Source organism: Streptomyces sp. NPDC016851, assembly GCF_055562795.1.
This window is the reverse complement of record NZ_JBVHEP010000018.1, coordinates 159906-183733: the sequence shown is the minus strand read 5'-3', so window position 1 is coordinate 183733 and position 23828 is coordinate 159906. Positions and strand designations below refer to the sequence as shown.

Here is a 23828-nt window from a genome sequence, read left to right as displayed (position 1 = left end):
ACCGGGAAAGGGAGTCGCATGCGGCTCGGACGGAGATCTCTGCTGCTCGCGGCGGCCGCGGGAACAGCCACAGCCGCCACGGCCACCCCGGCGGCGGCCGCACCCCGTGGGAGCGGCCCGGTGGTCATCGGCCACCGCGGCGCGGCCGGCTGGCGCCCCGAGCACACGGCCGCCTCGTACACGTACGCCGTGCAGACGGGCGCCGACTGGATCGAACCGGACCTGGTGCCGACGAAGGACCATGTGCTGGTGGTCCGGCACGAGAACGAGATCTCCCAGACCACCGACGTGGCCCGCCGCCCGGAGTTCGCCGGCCGGCGCACGACGAAGACGGTCGACGGCCGGTCCGTGACCGGATGGTTCACGGAGGACTTCACCCTCGCCGAGCTGAAGACGCTGCGGGCGGTGGAGCGGCTGCCGCAGGTCCGCAACCGCAACACGGTCTTCGACGGGCGCGAGGAGGTCATGACCTTCCAGGAGGTCGTCGCTCTGGCGCGGAAGCTGTCGAGGGCGCACGGCCGGACGATCGCCGTCTTCCCGGAGACCAAGCACCCGACGTACTTCCGGTCCATCGGCCTGCCGCTGGAGCCGAAGCTGGCGTCCGCGATCCGCCGGGCCCGGCTCGGCCCGCGCGAGTGCGTCGTGCAGTCCTTCGAGCCGACGAGCCTGCGGCGTATGACAGGCCTGGGGGTGCCGCTGTGGCAGGCGCTGGGGACGACGGGCGGGCCGTACGACCTGCCCACGACGAGCTACCGGGACATGATGACCCCGGACGGGCTGGCGGAGATCGCGCGGTACGCGGACTGGATCGGGCCGGACAAGTCGTCGCTCGTCGGCACGTCGCTCCTCGCGGACGCGCACGCGGCGGGCCTGCGTGTGGGGCCGTACACCTTCCGGGCGGAGAACCAGTTCCTGCCGTCGGAGTTCCGGCGCGGCACCGGAAGCAGCGATTTCGGGGACGCGTTCGCGGAATACGCGCTGTACTACCGCATGGGGGTCGATGCGGTCGTAACCGACTTCCCGGACTTGGCGGTGATGGCGAGGAGGGGCTGATGATTCGCAGGGCGTGCCGGACCTGCGGCACCATGCAGGACTTCCGGAAGCTCAACGAGGAGGAGCGGGCGGCGGTCCGTGAGGAGAGGAAGGATCCGCGCCACTACGTGGACAACCTCTGGCGGTGCACCGTGAAGGGCTGCCTCTGGTACCAGCCGTATCTGCACACGGACGGCGGCGGCCTCCTCCCCGAGCGGTTCAGGGAAGAGGCCGCTCCCGCCGGGTGAGCCCTACAGGTTGGAGAAGTCCGGGCCCTTCGTGCGCGTGCGCTTGATCTCGTAGAAGCCCGGCACCGAGGCCACGGCGAGGGTGCCGTCCCAGAGGCGGGCGGCCTCCTCGCCCTTGGGGGCCGGGGTGACGACCGGGCCGAAGAAGGCGAGCTGCTCGCCGTCCGCGCCGGGCACGGCGATGACCGGGGTGCCGACCTCCTGGCCGACCTTGTCGATGCCCTCCTTGTGGGAGGCGCGCAGCTCGGGCTCGTACCGGGTGCCGTCCCAGTGGTCCATGAGGGACTCGGGCAGGCCGACGTCCTTCAGGGCGGCGGCGACCGTCTCCTTGCCGGGGCCCCCGCCCTGGTTGTGGATGCGGGTGCCGAGCGCGGTGTAGAGGTCGCCCAGCACCTCGGCGCCGTGCTCCTGCTGTGCCGCTATGACGATCCGGACGGGACCCCACGCCTTGGTCTCGAGCAGCTCGCGGTACTCCTCGGGCAGCTCGTCGAGCTTGTCCTCGTTGAGCACGGCGAGGCTCATGACATGCCAGCGGACCTCGATGTCCCTGACCTTCTCCACCTCCAGCACCCAGCGGGAGGTCATCCACGCCCAGGGGCACAGCGGGTCGAACCAGAAGTCGACGGGAGTCTTGTCCGACATGTCTCTCCTCATGAGGAAACCGTTTCTCCGGCAACGTCAAGGCTTGCTCCGGTCATTCCCGGCTGCCTCGCGTCAGGGGTACGTGGCAGGATCGTCGCTGTTCAGCCGTATCCGACGACGCTTGAGGAGTTCCGCCCGTGCCCGGTGAGAATCTGTCCCGCGACGAGGCCCGTGAGCGGGCCGCCCTGATCGGCGTCGACGGGTACGAGGTGTCCCTCGACCTGCGGTCCGCGGTCGGCGCGGACGACACCGACGGGCCCCGCACGTTCCGGTCCGTGACGACCGTCCGGTTCCGCTGCAACGAGCCCGGCGCGAGCAGCTTCGCCGATCTGATCGCCCCGAGTGTGACGGCCGTCTCACTCAACGGCCGGGATCTGGACCCCGGTGAGGTCTTCGACGGCTCGCGGATCACGCTGGAGGACCTGGCCGCCGACAACGAGCTGGTGGTCGACGCGCAGTGCGCCTACTCCCGCACCGGCGAGGGCCTGCACCGCTTCGTCGACCCCGAGGACGGCGAGGTGTACCTGTACACGCAGTACGAGCCGGCCGACTCCCGCCGGGTCTTCGCGAACTTCGAGCAGCCCGACCTCAAGGCCCCGTTCCGCTTCGAGGTGCGGGCGCCGGAGGGCTGGACGGTGTGGAGCAACGGCGTGGGCGAACAGGCCGACGGCGTGTGGCGGTTCGCCGAGACCAAGCCGATCTCGACGTACATCACATGTGTGGTGGCGGGCCCCTACCACTACGTGACGGACAGCTACTCCCGTACGTTCGCCGACGGCACGACGCTGGAGATCCCCCTCGGCGCCCTGTGCCGCAAGGGTCTCGCTCCCTACTTCGACGCCGACGACGTCTTCCTGGTCACCAAGCAGGGCCTGGACTTCTTCCACGACCACTTCGACTACCCGTACCCGTTCGGGAAGTACGACCAGGCGTTCGTGCCCGAGTACAACCTGGGCGCGATGGAGAACCCGGGTCTGGTGACGTTCCGGGAGGAGTTCATCTTCCGGGGCAAGGTGACACAGGCGTCCTACGAGGGCCGGGCCAACGTCATCCTGCACGAGATGGCGCACATGTGGTTCGGCGACCTGGTCACCATGGAGTGGTGGGACGACCTGTGGCTGAAGGAGTCGTTCGCGGACTTCATGGGCGAGTTCTCGCTGGTCGGCGCCACCCGCTTCGTCAACGGCTGGGTCACCTTCGCCAACCGCCGCAAGTCGTGGGCCTACCGGGCCGACCAGCTGCCCTCCACGCACCCGATCACGGCGGACATCCGCGACCTGCAGGACGCCAAGCTGAACTTCGACGGCATCACGTACGCCAAGGGCGCGTCGGTGCTGAAGCAGCTCGTGGCGTACGTCGGCCAGGACGCGTTCCTGGAGGGCGCCCGGCGCTACTTCAAGCGGCACGCGTACGGCAACACGCGCCTCGGTGACCTGCTGTCGGTGCTGGAGGAGACCAGCGGCCGGGACATGAGTGCCTGGGCGCGGTCCTGGCTCCAGACGGCCGGGGTGAACGCGCTGACCCCGCAGCTGCTGCTCAACCCGCAGGGCCGCGTGGAGGAGCTCGCGGTGGTGCAGGAGGCGGCCGAGTCGCATCCGGAACTGCGCCCGCACCGGGTGGCGGTGGGCCTGTACCGGGCGACGGACGGCGGGGCGGTCGAGCGGTACGCGCGCGCCCAGGTGGACGTCGACGGCCCGCGCACGGTCGTGGCGGAACTGACCGGCGCCGAGGCGCCCGACCTGGTCCTGGTCAACGACGACGACCTGACGTACTGCAAGATCCGCTTCGACGAGACCTCGCTGGCGACGCTGCGCGAGCACCTGGGGTCGGTGACCGACCCGCTGGCGCGCGCCCTGTGCTGGTCGGCGCTGTGGAACATGACCAGGGACGCGCTGCTCCCGGCGGGGGACTTCGTGGACCTGGTGCTGCGGTTCGCGGGAGGCGAGTCCGAGATCGGCGTGGTGCAGATGCTGCACGCGTGGGCCGAGTCGGCGGTCACGCACTACGCGGCGCCCGCCCGGCGGGAGACGACCGCCCGCCTCCTCGCCGAGGGCGCGCGGCGCGAGCTGTACGCGGCCGAGTCCGGCAGCGAGCACCAGCTGGCGTGGGCGCGTTTCTTCGCCCGGACGGCCACCGCCGACGCCGACTTCGAGCTGCTGGGCGACCTGCTGGCGGGCACGGCGTCGGTCGAGGGCCTCGACCTGGACCAGGAGCTGCGGTGGGTCTTCCTGGAGCCGCTGGCCGCGCACGGGGTGGTGGACGAGAAGGCGCTGGCCGAGGAGCTGGCCCGGGACGACACGGCGTCCGGCAAGCGCCACCAGGTGCGCTGCCTGGCGGCCCGCCCGTCGGCGGCCGTCAAGGCACAGGCGTGGGCGCAGGTCGTGGAGTCGGACGCGCTGTCCAACGCCATGGTCGAGGCGACCATCGCGGGCTTCTCCCAGGGCTCGCAGCGGGAGTTGCTCGCGCCGTACGCGCCGAAGTACTTCGCGGCGATCGAGCGGGTCTGGGCCGAGCGGTCGATCCAGATCGGGATGCACGTAGTGCAGGGCATGTTCCCCTCGCTCCAGCAGTCCCCGGAGACCCTCGACGCCACGGACGCGTGGCTGGAAGGCCACCGGGAGGCGGCCCCGGCGCTGCGCCGGCTGGTGCTGGAGGCCCGGGACGACCTGGCGCGGGCGCTGCGCGCGCAGGAGTGCGACGAGGCCTCTGGCCAGTAGCTTTGGCCTGAGATCGGGGCGTTCCGCCATCGTTACGAGATGCGTGCCCCAAGAGCCGTAACCCCTGGTCCGCACCCGAACGGACCAGGGGCTTTCGGCATCCGAACATCCGTCCTTTAGTGCTGGGTTGTCCGTATTTGTCGACGGGCCTGTAACAGCGGTTAAAGAGCCGTCCGAGCAAGGGAAATTGCGGGTCATGACCCACAACACCCCGCTCTCCCCGCGCCCTCTGCACGACCTGTCCGGCCGCGGCCGGCTCCGTGTGATGACGGTCGCGCAGCTCCGCTCGCACGGCGTGACGACGTCCGCGACGAACGAGCAGTGCCGCCCCGGCGGACCCTGGCAGCAGCTCCTCCCGGGCGTAGTCCTGCTCCACCCGGGCCCGCCGACCAGCGAGGAGCGGCTGCACGCGGTGCTGATGTACGCGGCGCGGGAGCGCGGCACGGGCGTCCCCGCCCAGCCCGGCGCGGGCCAGGGGCACGCCCCCGCCTACCCGGAGGCGATGATCACCGGCCTGGCCGCCCTGACGCTGCACGGCTTCTCCTCCACTCCCCCGCTGCCGTCCCTGGACGCGATCGACGTGCTGGTCCCTCGGCTGCGTCGGCTGCGCTCGACGGGCTGTGCGCGCATCGTCCGCGGCGCCGCGCTGCCCGCCCCCGAGCAGGTCACGGGCCTGCCCGTGGCCCCGGTCGCCCGCGCGCTGGCCGACGCGGTGGCCGGCCTGCGGGACGCCGGAACCGTGCGCCGGCTGATGACGGAGGCGGTGCGCGGCGCCCACTGCGAGCCGGCGGCGGTGGTGCGGGAGCTGAACCAGGCGCGGCTGCTGAGCCGTCCGCACGTGGTGGACGCGGTGGAGTCCCTGCTGGCCGAGGGCCGGGCGATCGCGGAGGACCGCCTGTACCGGATGGTGCGCGAGTACGGCCTGCCCGACCCGGTCTGGAACGTGGACCTGCGTCTGCCCGGCGGCCCCTACCTCGGGGGTCTGGACGCGTACTGGCCCGACCAGGCGGTGGCGCTGGAGCTGGACACGCGGGCGCCCCGGCAGGACGACGACGCCCTGTGGTCCGAGTACGCCCGCAAGCGCGAGCACCTGGAGCGCCTCGGCATCACGGTCGTCCACATCACGCCCAGGAAGCTCCGCGACTCTGTGGAACAGCAGGCGACGGTGGTCCGCACGGCCCTGATGGCCTCGGCCGACCGCGAGCCGGCCGCGTATGTCGTGGTGCTGCCCCGGTAGTGACGGACCGGGGGCAGGGCCAGGAGGGGAGAGGAGGGGCCGCCGGAGTCGCCGGCGTCCCCTCCTCGCACTCCGGCGGTCCCTCCTCGCACTCCGGCGGCGGCTGATCATGATCTGTCGCGGCGGCAGCTTCGAACAAAGAGTGAGGGACTACGCACCGCCTCGCCCCGCCCCGCCCGGCGCGAGGTCCGCCGTCTGTTGCGGCAGGCAGGTGAATCCGTCAGACGGATGGCTTCGGACCGGATGCGCCGCTCGCGGAAGAGGGCCAGTGTCGAGCTGAGGCGAGGAGGCGCGATGGACCGAGGAGCCGGAGCTCGGAGGGCAGGTGACAGGCAAGGGCGGCGACGAGGGTCGGCGGACGACCCCGGGCTCGACCAGTTGCTCGTCCGCGCCGCCGACGGCGACGAACAGGCCTTCGCCGAGCTGTACGACGCCCTGGCACACACGGTGCTGGGACTGGCCTGCCGTGTGGTGGGGGACAAGGCCCAGGCGGAGGAGGTGACCCAGGACGTGATGGTGGAGGTGTGGCGGACCGCCGACCGGTTCCAGCCGGCGCGCGGAGCCGCCCGGAACTGGGTGCTCACCCTCGCGCACCGCCGCGCGGTGGACCGGGTACGGTCCGTCACCGCGGGCCGCGCCCGCGAGCTGCGCGCCGCGGTCATGGAACAGGAACGGTCCTTCGACGTCGTCACCGAAGAGGTCGAGGTGCGGGAGGAGCACCGCGCGGTCTTCCGCTGCCTGACCCAGCTGGCCCGCGAGCTGAGGCTGCCGCTGGTGCTGGCCTACTACCAGGGGTTGACGTACGCGGAGGTCGCCGAGGCGCTCTCGACGCCGGCGGGAACCATCAAGTCGCGGATGCGCCAGGGGCTGCGGCGCCTGCACGACTGCATGGAGGCCGCTTCGTGAACCTCACCGACGACCCCCACCTCGCAGTCGGAGCGTACGTGTTGCACGCGCTGCCGACCGGTGAGGAGACCGACTTCGAGAAGCACCTGGCCGTGTGCGGCCCCTGCCGTCTGGAGGTCGATCAGCTGTCGAGTGCGGCCGTTCGGCTGGCGGAGGCCGAGACGAGCACACCCTCCGCGGACCTGCGCCGCCGCGTGCTCGACCAGATCGCCACCGTGCGTCAGGACAGGTCCGTCCCAGGCGGATCCCGGCGGCGGCGCCGCCGGTGGAGTCTCAAGCCGGCGCTGGCGGCGGCCGTGGCGGCGGCCGTGGCTCTCGGAGGCGTCGCCTGGTGGCAGAGCTCCGAGGCCGACACCGCACGCGAGCAGCACGCGCAGGACCGTGCCGAGTACCGGCGACTCGCCGATGTCCTCGCCGCCCCCGACGCCACGATCAGCAGCAAGGAACTCACGGGCGGCGGGGCCGCGAGTGTGGTCGCCTCGCGGGCGCAGAGCCGGTCCGCGTTCATCGCCTCCGGACTGCCGCAGCTCACCGGCGACCGGGTCTACCAACTCTGGTACGCCGAATCGGGACGGTACCGGCCGGCCGGACTGCTGGCCCCCACGGGCGGACGTGAGGCATATGTCCTGGACGGGCGCCTCGACGGGGCCACTGCCGTCTGTCTCACCGTGGAGCCGGCCGGCGGCTCCACGCAGCCCACCACCGACCCCGTCGGCTTCATCTCCGTCCCCCGTTGACGATCACCGTCCCCCGTTGACGATCACCGCTCGGCCACCGCGACGGCGGCCGCACACCCTTTCCCCACCGCCACGTCGTCGATCGCCCAGCCCGGCACCCGGCCGGGCCCGCGCGCGGAGGCGCCGAGATGGTCGGAGCGCAGGTCGCGTCCCAGTCCGATGCCGAGCCCCTTCAGATACGCCTCCTTGCGTGTCCACACACGGGCGAAGGCGGCCGGGCGCCGGTCCGGCGGACACGCGGCGAGTTCGGCGGCCTCCCGGGGGTGCAGCGTCGCCGTGAGGGCGGAGACGACGTCGGAGGCGGGCAGCCGCTCGATGTCCGCGCCGACCGCCGTGTCCGCGAAGGCGAGCAGGCACAGCCCGGCGGTGCGGGAGACGGAGAAGCACAGGGGCACGCCGGGCACGTCGGGGCGGCCGTGCGGGGCCCGGCACACGGGGCAGGGCCGCCGCACCAGCGGCACCTGCGACGGCTCGACGCCGAGGTAGGCACCGAGGAGCATGCGCAGGCACACGTGGGCGACCCGGTAGCCGTCCCTGTCCGCCGCCCGGTGAAATGCCGCGGCCCGTGCCCTTTCCCCGCTGTCCAGCACCACGTCCGCGAGCGGGGCCACGACGCCGCGGAGGTCCTCCACCCGGGCCAGCCACAGCCGGGCCCGACCGGGGCGGGGCGGCTCCGGAAGCCGGGTCCAGGCGGCGGGCGTGAGCCGTTCGGGACGCGGGACCGGTCTCGCGGGGAGGAGGCACACGGCGACGGCCGCCTTCAGTCGGAGGGGGCTCGCACGGCGCGGGGGTCTTGGATTCCACCGGCGTGCGACACCGGCGGGGCGAGCGCGTCGCCGCCGTACAGGGCCTGCACCCAGTTGCTCTGGTAGATCGTGTCGAGGTAGCGCTCACCGAGGTCGGGAGCGATCGCGACGGGCGTGAGGCCCGGCCTTCCGTGCCGGGCGAGCCAGCTCGTCGCACCGCTGACGACCGTGCCGGTCGAACCGCCGAACAAAAAGCCCCGCCTCGCCAGTTTCTGGCAGGTACTGATGGCATCGGCCTCCTCGACGCGCACCGCCTCGTCGACGTAACTCTCGTCGAGCAGGGGAGGCCTGAGGCTCATGCCCAGTCCGGGAATCATCCGCCGTCCGGGCGGGTCGCCGAAGATGGCGGAGCCGACAGTGTCCACCGCGACGATCCGCACCGGCCGGTGCCAGGAGCGGAACCAGCGTGCGCAGCCCATCAGCGTGCCGGTCGTGCCGACACCGATGAACAGCACGTCCAGGTACGGGAACCAGCGGGCGATGGCCGGGGCCGTCCTGAAGTAGTGGGCCCTCCAGTTGTCGGGGTTGGTGTACTGACTCAGCCACACGTAACGGTCGTCCGCGGCGCACAGATCGCGCAGGTGCGCCAGCCGCGCGCCCAGGAGACCACCCGCGGCGTGCTCGTCGGAGACGACGTGGACCTGGCTTCCCAAAGCCTCCATCATCAGCCGGGTGGCCAGGTTGCACCGGGAGTCCGTCACGCAGACGAAGCGGTAGCCCTTGCTCGCAGCGATCATGCTCAACGCCACGCCCAGGTTGCCGGAGGAGGACTCGATCAGGATCGAGTCCCGCCTGAGGGTCCCGCTCCGCTCGGCGGACTCCACCATCTCGTTCGCGGCCTTCAGCTTGATGGAACCGGCGAAGTTGAAGCCCTCGCACTTGAGGAACAGCCGGTGTCCCGTGATCGGCTCGAGGTCGACGTACAGGTCCTCCTCGTTGAAGGCTTGGGGTACGGATATGACTGGCACGATGTTCTCCTCGTCCAGAGCCCGACGGCGGACGGGTGCCGCCTCAGCCGTGCCGGCTCAGTTCGTGAAAGAAGTGGTCGATGACCTGCAGTCCTCCGGAGCGGGCCACTTCGTCGTAGACGTAGGAGCCGACCGCCAGGTCCAGCACGCCGAGGCCGAACGGCGAGAAGACCGCCGGACGGTCGGCCGGGACCGTCACGCGGCCGGCCATCACGTCGTCGAGTGTGCCGAGCAGGAAGTCGCGGTTGCCGGTGAGGCGTTCGGTGAGGTGCGGCGAGGTCGCGGCCCTGAGGCAGTGGTCGATGTCGTCGACGACGTTGGTGGCGCCGAGCAGCACCTGCGGCGCGAGGTCGCGCAGCGACACGTGCAGCACCACCGGGTTGTGCCGGAACCACGACGGCTCGGTGATGTGCGGCCGGTCGGCGACCGTGGCGAAGACGATCAGGTCGCTGAGCCGGATCAGCTCCTCGGCGCTGCCGTGCACGGTGACGCGTCCGACGGCCCCGGACTGCTCCAGGTAGGTGCGGAAGCCGGCAGCGCTGTCGGGGGACAGATCATGCACACCGATGGTGTCGAAGGTCCAGCCGGTGCCCTCCAGGTACGTGTGGATGTAGCGGGCGATCAGACCCGCTCCGACGAATCCCAGGCGGGTGGGGCGGGATCGTCCCCTGCTGAGCCGGTCGGCGGCCGACGCGGCGGACGCCGCGGTTCTGGCGGCGCTGATGATCGAGCTCTCGATGCAGGCGAACGGGTAGCCGGTGGTGGGGTCGTTGAGGATGAGGACGGCTGACGCCCGGGGGATGCCCGAGGCGACGTTGGCGGGGAAGCTGGAGATCCATTTCAGCCCGTCCACCCGGCCCTCGCCGCCGAGCGAGGCGGGCAGGGCGATGATCCGTGCCGTCGGCCGGTCGGGGAAGCGCAGGAAGGAGGACGGCGGGTTGACCGTGCGGCCGGCGCCGTGCAGGCGGTAGGTCGCCTCGACGACCTCCACCACGGTCTTCTCCCGGCCCTGGAGCACCTCCTTGACCTGACTGCCGGGGACGACGGCGAAGGACGGCACGGCCGGGGTGTCCGTCCGGGCGGTCCACGGTGCGGTGTGCAGGGTCGTCATGCCGCTTCCCTCCCCGTTTGCGGTCCGGGATGGCCGGGACGTACGGGGTCGGCCATCGCCACCACGATGTTCCGCGGCCCCCGGTACGCCTCCCGGCTGTGCGCGGTGCGGATGTTGTCCACGAGCATCAGGTCCCCGCGCTGCCAGGGCCGGCGCACGGTGTGGGCTTCGTACGTCTTGTTGATCTGCTCGACGACGTCCGGGGGCACCGGATCGCCGTTGCCGTAACGGGTGTTGAAGGGCAGCCCGTCCGGTCCGTACTCCTCGATCAGGAACTCTCTGACCTCGGGCGCCATCGTCCACTCGTTCAGGAACGCGATCTGGTTGAACCAGCAGTGCCGGCCGGAGACCGGGTGCCGCACGACGGCGGGCCGGTGCTGGCGCGTGCGCAGCGAACCGTCCGGCTGCCAGGACCAGTCGATCGCGTGGGCACGGCAGTAGGCCTCGACCGCGCCGCGGTCGTCGGTGCCGAAGGACTGACCGAGCGTCGCGCCGATCCCCTCGTTGTAGGCCCTGTCGAGCAGCCAGCCCTCCCGGGCGAAACGGTCGACGAGTTCGGCGGGCAGCGCGTGCAGCACCTCGGTCGCGTCGGCCACCGCCGTGGCACCGCCTTCGTCGGGCGGCTCCAGACACGCGAACATCAGCAGGCCGGGGCACTCGAAGGCGTAGCTGAGTTCGTGGTGCATGCACATGGGCTGGTTGGGCGGCCATGCCGAGGACGAGTAGACGCCGTCCGCGTGGCGGTCGCGGGCGGCGAACGCCTCGCGTTCGGTCAGGGGGCGCTCGGCCACCTGGCGCAGGACCGACTCGACGTCGGCCGGGGTGCGCAGGCCGAGGCCCCGGACCACGAGCGCTCCCCGCTCGGCGACGAGTTCACGCAGTGCGTTTCGCCGGCCCGCCGCCCAGGCCGCCGCGTCCGTGGCGTCCCCGGTGTCTGCGGCGTCGAGTACCGGAAGGCCGTCCGGAGCCGGTGCCGGGGTGGCCCTGTTCCTGCGGAAGAGTGCCGACAGCATGTGGGTCTCCTCTCGTACTCCTCGGTCCGTCACGGTTCTCCGCCGGTCCGGCTGTCGATCAGCCGGGCCAGGTCGGCCAGTACGGGACGGCCGGCGAGGTCGCGCGGCGAGATCACCCGGCCGAGCGAGACCGCGAGCCGTACCGCCGACAGGGAGGTGCCGCCCAGGTCGAAGAAGTTGTCGTCCCGGCGGATCCGCCCTGGCGGCAGGCCGAGTTCCGCCTCCCATTGCGCCGCGAGCCGCCGTTCGGCCGGCGTCCGCGGGGCGCCCTGGGCCTCCCGGGCCGGACCGAGGTCCTCGGCGAGCGCCGCGAGCGCCTTGCGGTCGGTCTTGCCGTTGGCCGTGAGCGGCAGGCGGTCCAGCCGGTGGAAGGACGACGGGATCATGTACTCGGGGAGCAGGTCCGCGAGCCGTTCCCGCAGGTCCTCGGCGGTCACCGCGCCCGCGCTCGTGCAGAAGGCTGCCAACTGGCGGCCGTGCCCTTCCGCGCCGGTCACCACGACCGCGCAGTCCGTGACGCCGGGCACGCGCAGCAGCGCGTTCTCGACCTCGCCGATCTCGACCCGGAACCCCCGGATCTTCACCTGCGCGTCCCGGCGGCCGAGGAACTCCAGTTTCCCGTCGGGCCGCCAGCGGCCGAAGTCTCCTCCGCGGTAGAGCCGCCGGCCGGGGCGGTGGGGGTCGGGCAGGTAGGCGAGCCGGGTGCGTTCGGCGTCGTTGACGTAGCCGCGCCCGACGCACACCCCGGAGAAGACGATGGCTCCGGGCGCCCCGAGCGGAACCGGGAGCAGGTTGTCGTCGACGACGTACTGGTACACGTTGGCGATGGGCCGGCCGAGCGGGATCCGGTCGGTGGCGGGCGCCCGGTCCATCACCTCGTGGTTGGTGTCGTCGGACGTCTCGGTCAGTCCGTAGGCGTTGACCAGCCGCACGGCCGGACCGGTGGCGAACCACCGCTGGACCAGCTCCCCCTTCAGCGCCTCGCCGGTGACGGACACGCACCGCAGGTCCGGCAGGTCCCGGGGGCGGCGTTCCAGGGCGGACAGGATGACGTCGAGGTAGGACGGCACCAGTTGCAGGACGTTGACGCGGCCCTCGGTGATCGTGTCCAGGAACCGGTCCGCGTCGAGGATGGCCTCCTGCTCGACCAGCAGGGTCCGCCCGCCCGTCAGCAGCCCCGCGAGCAGCTGCCACAGCGAGATGTCGAAGCACTGCGAGGCCGTCTGCGCCACCACGGTGCCCTCGCCGATGCCCAGATCGTCGATCTTGGCGTACAGGTGGTTGAGCAGGCCGGCGTGCTCGCACATCGCGCCCTTCGGCTCACCGGTGGAGCCGGAGGTGAAGAAGACGTACGCCAGCCCGTCCGCCGGTATGGCCAGGCCGAGGTCCGTGCCGTCGGCGGCCCGGTCGGTGACGTCCGGGACGAGCAGCCGCCGGGTCCCGGGCAGCGTCGCGAGCGCCCGGTCCAGCTGCCCGGTGCTGTCCGGTTCGGTGAGGACGTACGAGCAGCCGGCGCGGGTGAGCATCGTGGCGATGCGGCCGGGCGGGTGATGCGGGTCGACGGGCAGGTACACGGCGCCGGCCTTGAGGACGCCGAGCACGGCGGCCGCCCAGTGGAGGTCGCGCTCGGTCACCACGGCGACCGGGTCCTCGGGTCCGAGCCCCTCGGCCAGCAGGGCGCGGGCCAGCCGGTTGGCCCGTACGTCGAGGTCCGCGTACGTCAGGCTGCGGCCCTGGTGGACCACCGCGACGGCGTCCGGAGCCTTGCGCACCCGCTCCTCGAACAGCTCGTGGAACCGGCGGTCCGGCAGCTCACGGCGCGGCCCGGCCAGCCCGTCGAGCTGGAACCGGAGTTCCTCCGCGGACAGCAGGCTGCGACGGTCATGGGGGGCGTCGGGATCGGCGGCGATCGCCTCCAGCGCGGCGAGGTGGTACCCCCCGATCCGCGCGGCACAGTCCGCGTCCAGCAGGTCCGTCCGGTGACGCACGCGCAGGACGAACCGGCCGTCCTCCTCGCCCGCCGAGACGCCGAGGAGCACGCTGCCGTCCGCCGGGACGGTGACCTCCTGCCCGGCCGGGGCGAACACCGCCTCGGCTCCGGCCGCGGACGGTGAGCCGGTCCCGGGCGACGGCACCGCCGCCTCGGCCCGCCGGGCTTGAAGCACGAGCCCGCGCCAGGTGCCAGGCGCGACCGTCAGCTCGAAGGGCAGCGGCCCGGTCCGGTCCGGGAGCAGGCAGCCGCTGCGCACCTCGGGGTCGCCGGAGAGCAGGGCGAGCACCTTCGCGTGTGCCGCGAGGAGGATCGCGGTGAGCGGCACGCCGAGTTCACGGGCCCGCCCGCGCAGGGCCGCCGTCACGTCGCGGGGGACGCTCCTGAGGTGCTCCCCGGTGCCGGGCACCGGCTCCTTCGCCCATCGAAGCAGGGCCGTGAAGCCGCCCTCGGCCCTGCTGTCGCTTCCGGGGACGCGGGCGTCGGTCGCTGTCGCTGTCATCACCGCGCACCTCCGTTTTCGTCGAGGGGACGGGCCGGATTCCCCGCCCAGCGGGCGTTCCCGGGAACCGTCTCGCCCTTCATGAGGAAGGAGTCCGCCGCCAGCACGGCGCCGTCGCCGACCGTCACCCCGTAGTGCACGAGCGCTCCGACGCCGACGGTGCAGCCGGCGCCGAGCGCGCTGCGGTCCGACTTGAACGTGCCGTCCTCCTGGGAGTGGCACTGCAGGACACTGCCCGAGTTGAGGGTGCAGTCGTCCCCGATGGCGACCATGGGGCGCTCCGTCATGTGGCAGCCGTCGTCGAAGACCCGTGCCCCGATCCGGACACCCAGCAGGCGCCATACGACGGTCTTGAACGGGGTGCCGTCGAGGATGTGCAGATAGGTCTCGGACGGGACCTTCCAGTACCGCTCACGGCGCCAGAAGCGGCGGTCGTAGATCGAGCAGAACAACGGCTCCGGTGGGTACGCGGCGATGACGGCCCGCTCGAGAAGGACGTAGTACAGGAAGGTGAACGGCAGCAGGGCGGCGTTGGCGAGCGCGAGGGCCACGGTGCCCCACGCGGGGTACCGGCTCGCGGCGAACGCGAAGAGCAGGGTGACGCAGAAGAAGTACAGCCATCCCGTGAGCAGATGGCATGCCATGGTGACGGCGTTGTGCCGGTTCTTGGCCGCGAGGCGGCGGCGCAGGACGTTCCCGTCCTTCAGCTCGTCGAAGGTGCTGTCCCGCGCCACCGAACGCGGGATCTCGAAGCAGGGGGAGCCGAGAAGTCCCACGTCGTGCCGGAGCGGTCCGCTGACGGGGACCGCCACCTTGGTGGCGAGGAGGCAGTTGTCGCCGGTCCGGCCGCCGGCGGGGTAGGCGATCCGGTTCCCGAGGAAGTTGTGCGCCCCGATCACGGTCGGCGACAAACGGAAGGAGGTGCTGGAGTACTCGGCGTTCATCAGGGACAGTCCGTCCGCGACCATGGTCCCGGTGCCGACCCTGCTCAGGTAGGGGCTCTCGTGCTTGACCGCTGTCCCGAAGTTCGAGCCGGTCTGCTCCACGGGAGTCAGGCGATAGCCGATCCAGCGCAGGTAGTGCACGATGCAGGAGCTGTCGCCGAACAGACGCGTCAGGGATTTCCTGTTCGTCATCAGGGCGATCGTCCGGTGCACGGAGTGGTGGAAGCCGAAGAGCGGGTACGTCCGGCCGGGCCGGACGAGCAGGCCCAGCAGCCGAGGGACGGTGGCCAGGATCAGCAGGGCGGCGATCAGGCCGCCGAAGAAGACCACGGCCGTGACCACCAGCAGGTCGGCGTAGAGCACCGTCGCCCCGCCCTTCACGACCGCGGATCCCTCCAGCAGGCGGGAGAGCAGCACGTCCAGGCAGCCCACCGCCAGCGGCAGGTACACCAGCAGCACCGTGAGCAACAGCAGGGTGCCGTGGGCCGCTCGCCGTACGGTGCCGCACCGGGCGGGCTCCACCTCCTGGAAGTCGCCGTCCGCGGGCTGGGCCGGAGAGCCCTGCCAGTGCTCGCCGTCGGGGACCGCCTGGCCGGTGTGCAGGGAGGACGCGTGCCCGAGCCGGGAGGCGTCGCCGAGCCGGGTCCCGATGTCCAGCACGGTCACCTCACCGACGACCGCGCCCCGGCCCAGCGTGACCGGCCCTGTCTCGATGACCCCGTCGGCCGCGTTGTAGCAGCTCATCAGCGCGTCCTTGCGGACGAGCGTGCCGTCACCCACGGTGAGCAGATCGGTGCAGACGGGGGCGGAGCGGGAAAGGATCGTCACTCCTCTGCCGATCCGCGCGCCCAGGGCCCTCAGGAAGAGGGGGTAGAGCGGCGACCCGGCGAACAGCACCAGCGGGCTCGACCGGATCAGCGTCTTGACCAGCCAGAACCGGAAGTAGGTGAGGCTCCAGACGTGGAACCGGCGTGGTGTGAACCGGCCGAACAGCAGCCACTTGGCGATCACCGGCAGGGCGCACAGCACCAGGAGCAGCGCGGCGCCGAACACGACGCTCCGCAGGTAGGCGTCGAGCAGGTGCGTATACGCGGAGATCCATTCGTAGCCCTGGGCGGAGACGGCGGCGACGAGGAAGGCGTAGCCGAGGAAGGCCAGAAGCTGGAGTGCCCCGCAGAGCACGCGGTGGGGGCGGCCCGTCGGTGGCACCGGTGCCGGGGCCTCGGCCTGTGCCCTGGGCAGTGCCGGCGGGCCGGGCAGCTCGGATCCGGGTGAGGGCGGGGTGCTGTCGAGCAGTGCGACCGCGAGGCCGCGGGCGGTCGGATGCCGGTAGACGTCGCGCATCGACACCGCCGGCAGGTCCGGCCGGTTCCTCACCCGCGCGCAGAAGTGCGCCATCACCAGGGAGTCGGCGCCGAGATCATCGAAGAAGTTGCTGTCGAGCGGCACCTCGTCCAGGTGGGCGACATCCGCCAGCAGCGCGGCGAGCCGCTCCGCGGCGGCGGATACCGCCGGATGTGGCGGCGCTTCACGGGGCCGGACTCCCTCCATGACGCCCCTGGCCGCCTCCTGCAGTTGCTGTCCCTTCATGAGGAGGACCCCCTCGGCTGCGACGGTCGCGTGCCCTTCCTCGCTAGGGATTCGGAGCCGGGCAGCCGAGGGATGGAGGGTCCGGCTGTTCTTCTCGGATGATGAGCGGGCCTCTCACCCAGCGGACAGGCGGCACCGTCCTACGTGCCGCAGAACTCCGCCTCGATGATCGCGCGGGTGCTGCCCGACCAGTCGCCGTTGAGGTTGACGGCGAGCGTGTGGCGGCCGTCCTCGGTCGTCACGGCGTCCGAGTTGGAGCCGCTGATGCCGCCGTCGTGGCCCCAGACGTGGACGCCGCAGCTGAGCTTGCGGTCGACGAGCCCCAGGCCGTAGCGGCTGGTCTCCCGGCTGGAGGGGACCGTGGTCTTCATCTCCTTCAGCTGCTCGGGCGGGAGCAGCCTGCCGCGGAGCAGCGCCGAGTAGAAGCGGTTCAGGTCGGCCGAGCTGGAGACCATCTGGCCCGAGCCGTAGGCCAGACGCGCGTTCAGTTCCGTGACGTCGTAGGTCGGGCCCGTGTCGGTCTCGGCCAGCTTGGAGTAGGCGCGGCTGCTGGGCCGGGGCAGGGTGACGCGGGTGGTGGGGACGGACGTGGAGGTCAGACGCAGCGGGGCGATGATGCGCCGGTCGATCTCGGCGCCGTAGTCGTCGTTGCCCGTGGCCTTCTCGATCACCCGCGCGGCCAGGAGGTAGTTCGTGTTGGAGTACTCGAACAACGTGCCCGGCGCGAAGTACGGCTCGTTCGCCAGGGCGTAGGCGAGCAGTTCCTCCGGGGCCGCCTCGTCGAACCGGTGCTTCATGAAGCCGTCCGCGGTCATGTACGTCCGCTGGAAGCCGGCGTCCCCCAGGTAGTCGAAGATGCCGCTGGTGTGGTTCAGGAGCTGGCGGAGGGTGATCTCGCGGCCGTCGTGTCCGTGCCCCCGGACCACGCCCGGCAGCCACTTCTCCACCGTGTCGTCCAGCGACAGCCGCCCCTCCGCCTCCAGCTGCAGGACGACGGTGGCGACGAACGTCTTGGAGATGCTGGCGACGCGGTAGTGGTCGCGCGCCGAACGCGGCTGGCCCGTCTTGAGGTCGCCGACTCCGGCCGTGGCCGCCCAGGCGCCGTGCCCCTGCTGCACTCTCACGGTCACGCCCGGGACGCCGTCGGCGACCGCGGCCCGCATCGCCTGCCGCGTCGCGTCGTGGTGGTGGCCTGCGGGCGGGGCCGCGACCGCGGGGCCCGCCAGGGCCGCCGACAGTGCCACGGCCGTCGCCGCCGTAAGGATCGTGCGTGCGCGTCTGTTCATGTCCCGTACCCCCGTCATGTCGAGCGGTGTCGGGGGGTGGGACCGCGAGTCGGCGGGCCGGAGTTGACCGTCCCTGGCGGGTTGGGCGGGATTCAGCCCTTCTTGAGCACCAGCTCCGTGTTGCGGTCCGCCGGGTCGCCGCTGAGGGTCGTGCTCGCGCCGGGGGCGTTGAGGGACAGCTCGCGGTAGAGCGCGGCGAGGCCGGTCTGGGAAAGGTCGGAGAAGTCCGTGCGGTGCGGGGCCGAGGACTCCACCAGCGTGGTGAACAGGGAGACCGTGCCGTCCTTGTTGTCGGTCAGCTCGATGATGCGGGCGAGCTGGGGGTAGTCGACGTGGGAGGCCGTGGAGATCTCCCAGAAGGAGCCGCCGGAGGACATCGCGTGCGGGGTGATGACGTTCTTGTGGATGTGGCCGTTCACCCAGGCGAGCACGTTGCGGTGACCGCCGAGGAGGGCGAGGACCTCCTGGCCGTTGTGGCGGCGCTCCTGGGGGCGGGCCGGGTCGATGCGGGTGTTCGTCATCGTCTTGCTGGTGTGATGGCTGAAGATCACCGCGTGGGAGTCCTTGTTCTCCCGCAGGGTCCGGTCGAGCCACTTCAGCTGGGCCGTGCCGAGGGAGCCCTCGTAGTGGCCGCCCGCGTCGGTGGTGTCCAGGCTGATGCCGATGACGTCGTCGGAGACGCGGAAGGCGTAGTACTGGGTGCCCGCGTCGAGGTTGGCGGAGGAGTAGCCGTGTCCGGCCGGGCCGAGGCCGCGGTAGGCCGGGTCCAGGTGGGCCCGGAGGTACTCGGTGGGGGTGAAGGGGGCGCGGCTCTCGTCGGGGGTGACCGAACGCATGGCGCGGGCGTGGGACTTCAGGAACTCCTCGTAGCGGACGCCTTCGGGGTCCCGGGCCTTCTTGATGAGGGTCTGCAGCCGCTGCGCCTCGGCCGCGGACACGTCCATCAGTTTCTTGCCGCCGACGGCGAGTTCGGTGAGGTAGGTGTCGCCGTGCGAGGCGTAGCAGCCCATCGGCAGGGAGTCGTGGTTGCCGACGGTGGAGTACCAGGGCAGGTTGAGGCCGGGGCTGCGGACCTCGCGGATGGCTGCCTTCAGGAAGCCGTCGAGGTGCGGGAAGCCGGCCTGCTTGTCGCTGTCGCGGACCGCGGCATCGGGTTGCCAGTACTGCTTGAGGCCGCTGTTCTGGACGCCCTCGTACCGGCGCGGATCTCCGGAGTTGGGGGTGATGCGCCCGCCGCTCATGATCTTCAGGAACCACTCCAGCTCGGACTTGGCGTTGTTGTCCGTGTTGTCGCCGGTGGTCATGGCGAAGTGCAGCGGGCTTCCGGTGACGGGCGCGCCGCGGAGCGCGTTGATCCGTTCCACGAGCGCGATCGCGCCCTGCACGGTCAGCGCCTCGTGCGGCCGCCAGGCGTGGATGTCGGCCGAGCGCAGGTACTCCAGGCGCAGCGGGTGCTGGGCGTCGATGATGTGCAGGTCGGTGAGCTGCACGAACGCCGCGAGCGCGGTACGGCGCCCGGCGCGGCCGGACTTGGGCGCGGCCAGGTCGGAGCGCACGACCCGCTGCCAGCCGGGTCCGTCGCCGAGGCGCCGGTAGCCGGAGCCGCGCGGGGTGGACACGGACGCCACGGTCGTGCCCTTGGTGTAGGGGGCCAGCGGCGCGGCGGGTGCCCGGCGCGAGGAGGCGGCGACGGCCTCGGTGGTCTCCGTGGCGGTGGCGGCCTGGCTGTCGCTGGGCCGCAGGGCGTAGCCGACACCCGCGGACAGGGCGACCGCTCCGGTGGCGGCGAGGACGGAACGACGGTGGATGCCCTGGCCGGAGCCGGCGACTGAGCGTGTGCGCGACATGCGCTTCTCTCCCCGAGTGCGAACGCGTCGGCAGTGGTCGCGGGAGACTCGACACGCGAACTTCCCGCTCATACTGGATCGTTGGCACCGGGAATGACCTGCGCGTAAACGGGGCGGCAACGCGCAGCGCCGATCACCGTACGTGGATCTTCGACCACCTTGCGCGTCGTCGGCCGCTCCGGGAACGGCCGGGAGCCGGTCACGCCGTGTTCATCTTCCTGGGTACTGCACCTAGGAGACAGGCCCTATTCAGCTGGTGGACAGGCCCTATTCGGCGTCCTCCAGGACCTCGGCGAGCCGTCCGGTGGGCGGCCGTTCCCGCCACAGGCGCAGTGCGATGTCGACCATCCCCACCCGGACGAGGCCGGGCACCGCGTCCAGGTCGTGCCAGGCGGCGAGGTCGGTGGAGCCGCCCACCTCGTAGCGCAGTTCGCCGCCGGTGATCCGGCCCTCGTAGACGAAGCGGACGGCGTGGTGGTCGACGGCGCGTCCGAGGCCTTCGCGGAAGACGCGGCGGGAGGAGTCCACGCCGAGCAGTCCGGTGACCTCGATGCGGTACCCGGTCTCTTCCTCGACTTCTCTGCGCACGGTGTCGTAGGGGTCCTCGCCGTGCTCCATGCCGCCGCCGGGCACGACCCACTCGGGGGTGCCGTCGGCGGCCGGGGAGCGGGCGAGCAGGATCTGTCCGTCACGGACGCATATGGCGTAGGCCGCCACCCTCAACTTCTGTCGCACTCCGGGACGTTAACCGATTTCGCCGCCTTCGGGACTCATGCCCGCAAAACGCATCGCGGGTTTTCCCCATACATCCATTTCGTTTCGGTCAACCGTCCCCAAAGAACCTCCCCTTGCGTAAAGCTGTGCGATCGTCCGGGCCTGCGATCCGGACGGTCGCGACCAGGGCCGATCGGTTCCCGGTCGCTCCCGCTCGTTCCTTTACCTACAAGGGATGCCGATGACCAACACCCCCGAGCGTGACCCGATATCGTCCCGGAGACGTGTGGCGCGCGTCGCCGTGGCCGCCGGCCTCGTCGCCGCGCTCTGTGCGGCCGGGCCGGTCCCCCTGGCCTTCGCCGCCGACGATCCGGGCGCGTCCGTCCCGGCCGACACCGACGTCAAGTCGGCGCACGACAAGCTCGGTTCGACAGACGCGGACCTGCTCGCCGAGGCGAAGGCGGACGGCGACAAGACCGTCACGATGATGGTCGCCACCGCGCCCGGGCAGACCGAGCAGGTCGCCGGGCAGCTGGACGCGGTCAAGGGCGGCTCGGTGGGCCGGGCCGACGACAAGCTGGGCTACGTCCGGGCCACCGTCCCGACGTCCCGGGCGGACTCGGCCATCGCCGCCGCCGTCAAGCTCTCCTCCGTGCACGGCATCGACCTGCGCGAGGAGATCCCGCTGGACGACCCGACGCCGGCCGCGGACGCCGCCAAGGGCGCGAAGGCCGCCGCGGGGACGTACCCGCCGCCGGGGAAGAAGACCCCCGCGGAGAACCCGTACAACCCGTCCTTCGAGACGGGCGCGGTCGACTTCGTCGAGGACCACCCGAAGGCGGACGGCCGCGGCATCACCATCGGCATCCTGGACTCCGGCGTCGACCTGGGCCACCCGGCGCTGCAGAAGACCACCACGGGCGAGCGGAAGATCGTCGACTGGGTGACGGCGACGGACCCGGTCGTCGACAACGACAACACCTGGCGCCGGATGGACACCTCCGTCGCGGGCCCCACGTTCACGCACGACGGCAGGACCTGGAAGGCGCCGTCGGGCGCGTACCGGGTGAGCACCTTCAAGGAGTCGTACACCACCGGCGGTGACGCCGCGGGTGACGCCAACCGCGACGGCGACACCACGGACTCCTGGGGCGTGCTGTACGACCCGGCCGCCGGTACGGTCCGCGTCGACCTGAACAACAACTTCGACTTCGCCGACGACACCGCGATGAAGCCGTACAAGGACGGCTTCCACATCGGGTACTTCGGCACCGACGACCCGAAGACCGACATCGCCGAGCGGCAGCCGTTCGTCGTCGAGATCCGCAAGGACGTCGTCTACAACGGCGCCGGCGCGAAGGCCGACTTCGTCAACATCGGCGTCATCGAGTCCGAGCACGGCACGCACGTCGCGGGCATCACCGCCGCGAACGGCCTGTTCGGCGGCAAGATGGACGGCGCCGCCCCGGGCGCCAAGCTGGTCTCCTCGCGCGCCTGCACCTGGTCCGGCGGCTGCACCAACGTCGCGCTCACCGAGGGCATGATCGACCTCGTCACCAAGCGCGGCGTCGACATCGTCAACATGTCGATCGGCGGCCTGCCGGCGCTGAACGACGGCAACAACGCGCGCGCCGAGCTGTACACGCGCCTCATCGACACCTACGGCGTCCAGCTGGTGATCTCCGCGGGCAACTCCGGCCCCGGCACCAACACCATCGGCGACCCGTCCCTGGCCGACAAGGTCATCTCGGTCGGCGCGTCCGTCTCCAAGCAGACCTGGGCCGCCAACTACGGCTCGGTCGTGGAGAAGAAGTACGCGCTGATGCCGTTCTCCTCGCGCGGCCCGCGTGAGGACGGCGGTTTTACCCCGACCCTGGTCGCCCCGGGCGCGGCGATCAACACCATCCAGACCTGGATGCCGGGCCAGCCGGTCGCCGAGGCGGGCTACTCCCTGCCGGCCGGCTACGGCATGCTCCAGGGCACCTCGATGGCCTCCCCGCAGGCCGCCGGCGCCGCCGCGCTGCTGCTGTCGGCCGCCGAGCAGAAGAAGATCGAGCTCACGCCGGCGACGCTGCGCACGGCCCTCACCTCGACCGCCGACCACATCAAGGGTGTGCAGGCGTACGAGGAGGGCGCGGGCCTGATGAACATCGAGGACGCCTGGGACTCGATCCGTGACGGCGCGACCTCCCACGCGTACACGGTGAAGGCTCCGGTCGACACCGCGATGGACGACAAGCTCAAGACGCCCGGCTACGGCACGGGCCTGTACGACCGTGAGGGCGGCCTGAAGGCCGGCAAGAAGAAGACGTACGAGATCACCGTCACGCGTACGTCCGGCGCCGCCAAGGCGGTCCGGCACGAGCTGCACTTCGAGAACAACGCGGGCGGCACGTTCCGGATCGTCGGCTCCGACGAGGTGAAGCTGCCGCTGAACAAGCCGGTCACGGTCAAGGTCCAGGCCGCGCCCAAGTCCGCGGGCATCAAGAGCGCCATCCTCGAGGTCGACGACCCGAAGACCGAGGGCATCGACCGGCAGGTCCTGACCACGGTCGTGGTCGCGGCGCCGCTGAAGTACACGTTCTCCGCGTCCGGTTCGGTGCAGCGCAACAGCTCGAAGCACTACTACGTCACCGTGCCCGAGGGCGCGAAGACCCTCGAGGTCGCGCTGGGCGGGCTGAAGGACAAGAGCCAGACCCGGTTCATCTCCATCCACCCGTACGGCGTCCCGTCCGACCCGACGTCGACGGTCAACTGCTACCCGAACTACGCGAACCCGGCCAACACCTGCCGCCCGGACCTGCGTTCCTACGCGAACCCGCAGCCCGGCGTGTGGGAGATCGAGGTCGAGTCGCGCCGTACGTCGCCGCTGCTCGACAACCCGTACAAGCTGGATGTCGCCGTGCTCGGCGCGGCCTTCGAGCCGGAGACCGTGACCGTGCCCGAGGTGAAGGTCGGCACCCCGGCCGCCGCCTCCTGGAAGGTGACGAACGGCTTCGCTCCGATCGACGGCAAGCTGGTGGGCGGTTCGCTCGGCTCGTCCAAGACGACCCGGCCGTCGATCAAGCAGGGCGAGACGCAGAGCACCACGGTCGAGGTGCCCGCGGGCGCGAAGACGCTGGACGTCGCCATCGGCGGTGTCTCGGACGCGGCCGCGGACCTGGACCTCGCGGTCTACGACGCCGCCGGCAAGCTGGTCGGCAGCTCCGCGGACGGTGACTCGGTGGAGTCGGTCTCCGTGCCCTCCCCGGCCGCCGGGAAGTACACCGTCCAGGTCGTCGGCTACTCGGTGCCGGCCGGCACGACCGAGTACGACTACCAGGACGTGTTCTTCGCTCCCTCCCTCGGCAGCGTCACCGTCGACGGTTCGGCGCCGGTGAAGCTCGGCACGGGTGACTCCGCGACGGTCTCGGGCAGCGTCACCGCCGCGGCGGCCGCGCCCGAGGGGCGTGTGTTCTTCGGCGAGGTCCAGCTGGTCAACGCGCGCGGGACGGCCGCGGGCGTGGGCAGCGTGAAGATCGAGAAGGTTCTGCCGTAG

At 71.5% G+C, this 23828-nt stretch carries 17 protein-coding genes; 7 read left to right on the top strand and 10 right to left on the bottom strand.

Features of this window, described 5'->3' with window-relative positions:
* Nucleotides 1–18 precede the first annotated feature (18 nt).
* Together ACZ3I3_RS27130 and ACZ3I3_RS27125 are read left to right on the top strand one after the other, a co-directional pair.
* The gene (locus ACZ3I3_RS27130; RefSeq protein WP_467369278.1) at nt 19–1053 is read left to right on the top strand and encodes a glycerophosphodiester phosphodiesterase family protein; all 1035 of its coding nucleotides are present in this window, start codon (nt 19–21) and stop codon (nt 1051–1053) included.
* Complete coding sequence (locus ACZ3I3_RS27125; protein WP_467369276.1) at nt 1053–1280, top strand: hypothetical protein; 228 nt, start codon at nt 1053–1055, stop codon at nt 1278–1280. Before ACZ3I3_RS27130 ends, ACZ3I3_RS27125 begins: the two co-directional genes overlap by 1 nt.
* 3 nt (nt 1281–1283) lie before the next feature.
* On the opposite strand, the gene ACZ3I3_RS27120 is transcribed toward ACZ3I3_RS27125, so the two are convergent.
* Complete coding sequence (locus ACZ3I3_RS27120; RefSeq protein ID WP_467369274.1) at nt 1284–1922, bottom strand: mycothiol-dependent nitroreductase Rv2466c family protein; 639 nt, start codon at nt 1920–1922, stop codon at nt 1284–1286.
* Nucleotides 1923–2059: 137 nt separating this feature from the next.
* On the opposite strand from ACZ3I3_RS27120, the gene pepN reads away from it, so the two are divergent.
* The 4 genes from pepN (at nt 2060) to ACZ3I3_RS27100 (ending at nt 7519) form a co-directional block, all read left to right on the top strand.
* Complete coding sequence (gene pepN / locus ACZ3I3_RS27115; RefSeq protein WP_467369272.1) at nt 2060–4639, top strand: aminopeptidase N; 2580 nt, start codon at nt 2060–2062, stop codon at nt 4637–4639.
* A 196-nt stretch (nt 4640–4835) separates the two neighbouring features.
* A complete protein-coding gene (locus ACZ3I3_RS27110) occupies nt 4836–5876 on the top strand; it encodes a hypothetical protein (protein ID WP_467369271.1) in 1041 nt (346 codons plus the stop codon).
* Between the two features lie 294 nt (nt 5877–6170).
* Complete coding sequence (sigK, locus tag ACZ3I3_RS27105; RefSeq protein WP_467369269.1) at nt 6171–6782, top strand: ECF RNA polymerase sigma factor SigK; 612 nt, start codon at nt 6171–6173, stop codon at nt 6780–6782.
* Entirely contained in the window at nt 6779–7519 is a 741-nt protein-coding gene (locus ACZ3I3_RS27100; protein WP_467369267.1) for an anti-sigma factor, read from the top strand. Before sigK ends, ACZ3I3_RS27100 begins: the two co-directional genes overlap by 4 nt.
* Nucleotides 7520–7542: 23 nt before the next feature.
* Here the strand turns inward: ACZ3I3_RS27100 and ACZ3I3_RS27095 are convergent, their stop codons facing one another.
* From ACZ3I3_RS27095 to ACZ3I3_RS27055, 9 genes are all read right to left on the bottom strand, one after another.
* Nucleotides 7543–8265 (bottom strand): 4'-phosphopantetheinyl transferase family protein, encoded by a 723-nt coding sequence (locus ACZ3I3_RS27095; protein ID WP_467369265.1) that lies wholly within the window; start codon nt 8263–8265, stop codon nt 7543–7545.
* A 14-nt stretch (nt 8266–8279) separates the two neighbouring features.
* On the bottom strand, nt 8280–9293 hold the full coding sequence (gene sbnA / locus ACZ3I3_RS27090; protein ID WP_467369264.1) for a 2,3-diaminopropionate biosynthesis protein SbnA: 1014 nt from the start codon (nt 9291–9293) through the stop codon (nt 8280–8282).
* Nucleotides 9294–9336: 43 nt separating this feature from the next.
* Complete coding sequence (gene sbnB, locus ACZ3I3_RS27085; RefSeq protein WP_467369262.1) at nt 9337–10404, bottom strand: 2,3-diaminopropionate biosynthesis protein SbnB; 1068 nt, start codon at nt 10402–10404, stop codon at nt 9337–9339.
* The gene (locus ACZ3I3_RS27080; RefSeq protein ID WP_467369261.1) at nt 10401–11417 is read right to left on the bottom strand and encodes a TauD/TfdA family dioxygenase; all 1017 of its coding nucleotides are present in this window, start codon (nt 11415–11417) and stop codon (nt 10401–10403) included. Before ACZ3I3_RS27080 ends, sbnB begins: the two co-directional genes overlap by 4 nt.
* A 29-nt stretch (nt 11418–11446) precedes the next feature.
* Nucleotides 11447–13909, bottom strand: a complete 2463-nt coding sequence (locus tag ACZ3I3_RS27075) for a non-ribosomal peptide synthetase (protein WP_467369259.1) — start codon at nt 13907–13909, stop codon at nt 11447–11449.
* On the bottom strand, nt 13909–16443 hold the full coding sequence (locus ACZ3I3_RS27070; protein WP_467369257.1) for a Pls/PosA family non-ribosomal peptide synthetase: 2535 nt from the start codon (nt 16441–16443) through the stop codon (nt 13909–13911). The genes ACZ3I3_RS27075 and ACZ3I3_RS27070 overlap by 1 nt, the downstream gene beginning before the upstream one ends.
* A gap of 140 nt (nt 16444–16583) precedes the next feature.
* Nucleotides 16584–17729 carry a serine hydrolase domain-containing protein gene (locus tag ACZ3I3_RS27065; protein ID WP_467369255.1) on the bottom strand — a complete coding sequence of 382 codons (1146 nt, stop codon included), beginning with the start codon at nt 17727–17729 and terminating at the stop codon, nt 16584–16586.
* Between the two features lie 92 nt (nt 17730–17821).
* The gene (locus ACZ3I3_RS27060) at nt 17822–19576 is read right to left on the bottom strand and encodes a TIGR03767 family metallophosphoesterase (RefSeq protein ID WP_467369253.1); all 1755 of its coding nucleotides are present in this window, start codon (nt 19574–19576) and stop codon (nt 17822–17824) included.
* A gap of 267 nt (nt 19577–19843) precedes the next feature.
* Nucleotides 19844–20311, bottom strand: a complete 468-nt coding sequence (locus tag ACZ3I3_RS27055; RefSeq protein ID WP_467369251.1) for an NUDIX hydrolase — start codon at nt 20309–20311, stop codon at nt 19844–19846.
* 220 nt (nt 20312–20531) lie between these two features.
* Here ACZ3I3_RS27055 and ACZ3I3_RS27050 point away from each other — a divergent pair, with 220 nt between their 5' ends.
* Nucleotides 20532–23828, top strand: a complete 3297-nt coding sequence (locus ACZ3I3_RS27050; protein ID WP_467369249.1) for a S8 family serine peptidase — start codon at nt 20532–20534, stop codon at nt 23826–23828.

What these genes read in the sequence shown, in the direction of transcription:
- ACZ3I3_RS27130 (WP_467369278.1), top strand. Translation starts at nt 19, where the DNA reads ATGCGGCTCGGACGGAGATCTCTGCTGCTCGCGGCGGCCGCGGGAACA.
- ACZ3I3_RS27125 (WP_467369276.1), top strand. Translation starts at nt 1,053, where the DNA reads ATGATTCGCAGGGCGTGCCGGACCTGCGGCACCATGCAGGACTTCCGG.
- ACZ3I3_RS27120 (WP_467369274.1), bottom strand. Translation starts at nt 1,922, where the DNA reads ATGTCGGACAAGACTCCCGTCGACTTCTGGTTCGACCCGCTGTGCCCC.
- ACZ3I3_RS27110 (WP_467369271.1), top strand. Translation starts at nt 4,836, where the DNA reads ATGACCCACAACACCCCGCTCTCCCCGCGCCCTCTGCACGACCTGTCC.
- sigK (WP_467369269.1), top strand. Translation starts at nt 6,171, where the DNA reads ATGGACCGAGGAGCCGGAGCTCGGAGGGCAGGTGACAGGCAAGGGCGG.
- sbnB (WP_467369262.1), bottom strand. Translation starts at nt 10,404, where the DNA reads ATGACGACCCTGCACACCGCACCGTGGACCGCCCGGACGGACACCCCG.
- ACZ3I3_RS27080 (WP_467369261.1), bottom strand. Translation starts at nt 11,417, where the DNA reads ATGCTGTCGGCACTCTTCCGCAGGAACAGGGCCACCCCGGCACCGGCT.
- ACZ3I3_RS27075 (WP_467369259.1), bottom strand. Translation starts at nt 13,909, where the DNA reads ATGACAGCGACAGCGACCGACGCCCGCGTCCCCGGAAGCGACAGCAGG.
- ACZ3I3_RS27070 (WP_467369257.1), bottom strand. Translation starts at nt 16,443, where the DNA reads ATGAAGGGACAGCAACTGCAGGAGGCGGCCAGGGGCGTCATGGAGGGA.
- ACZ3I3_RS27065 (WP_467369255.1), bottom strand. Translation starts at nt 17,729, where the DNA reads ATGAACAGACGCGCACGCACGATCCTTACGGCGGCGACGGCCGTGGCA.
- ACZ3I3_RS27060 (WP_467369253.1), bottom strand. Translation starts at nt 19,576, where the DNA reads ATGTCGCGCACACGCTCAGTCGCCGGCTCCGGCCAGGGCATCCACCGT.
- ACZ3I3_RS27050 (WP_467369249.1), top strand. Translation starts at nt 20,532, where the DNA reads ATGACCAACACCCCCGAGCGTGACCCGATATCGTCCCGGAGACGTGTG.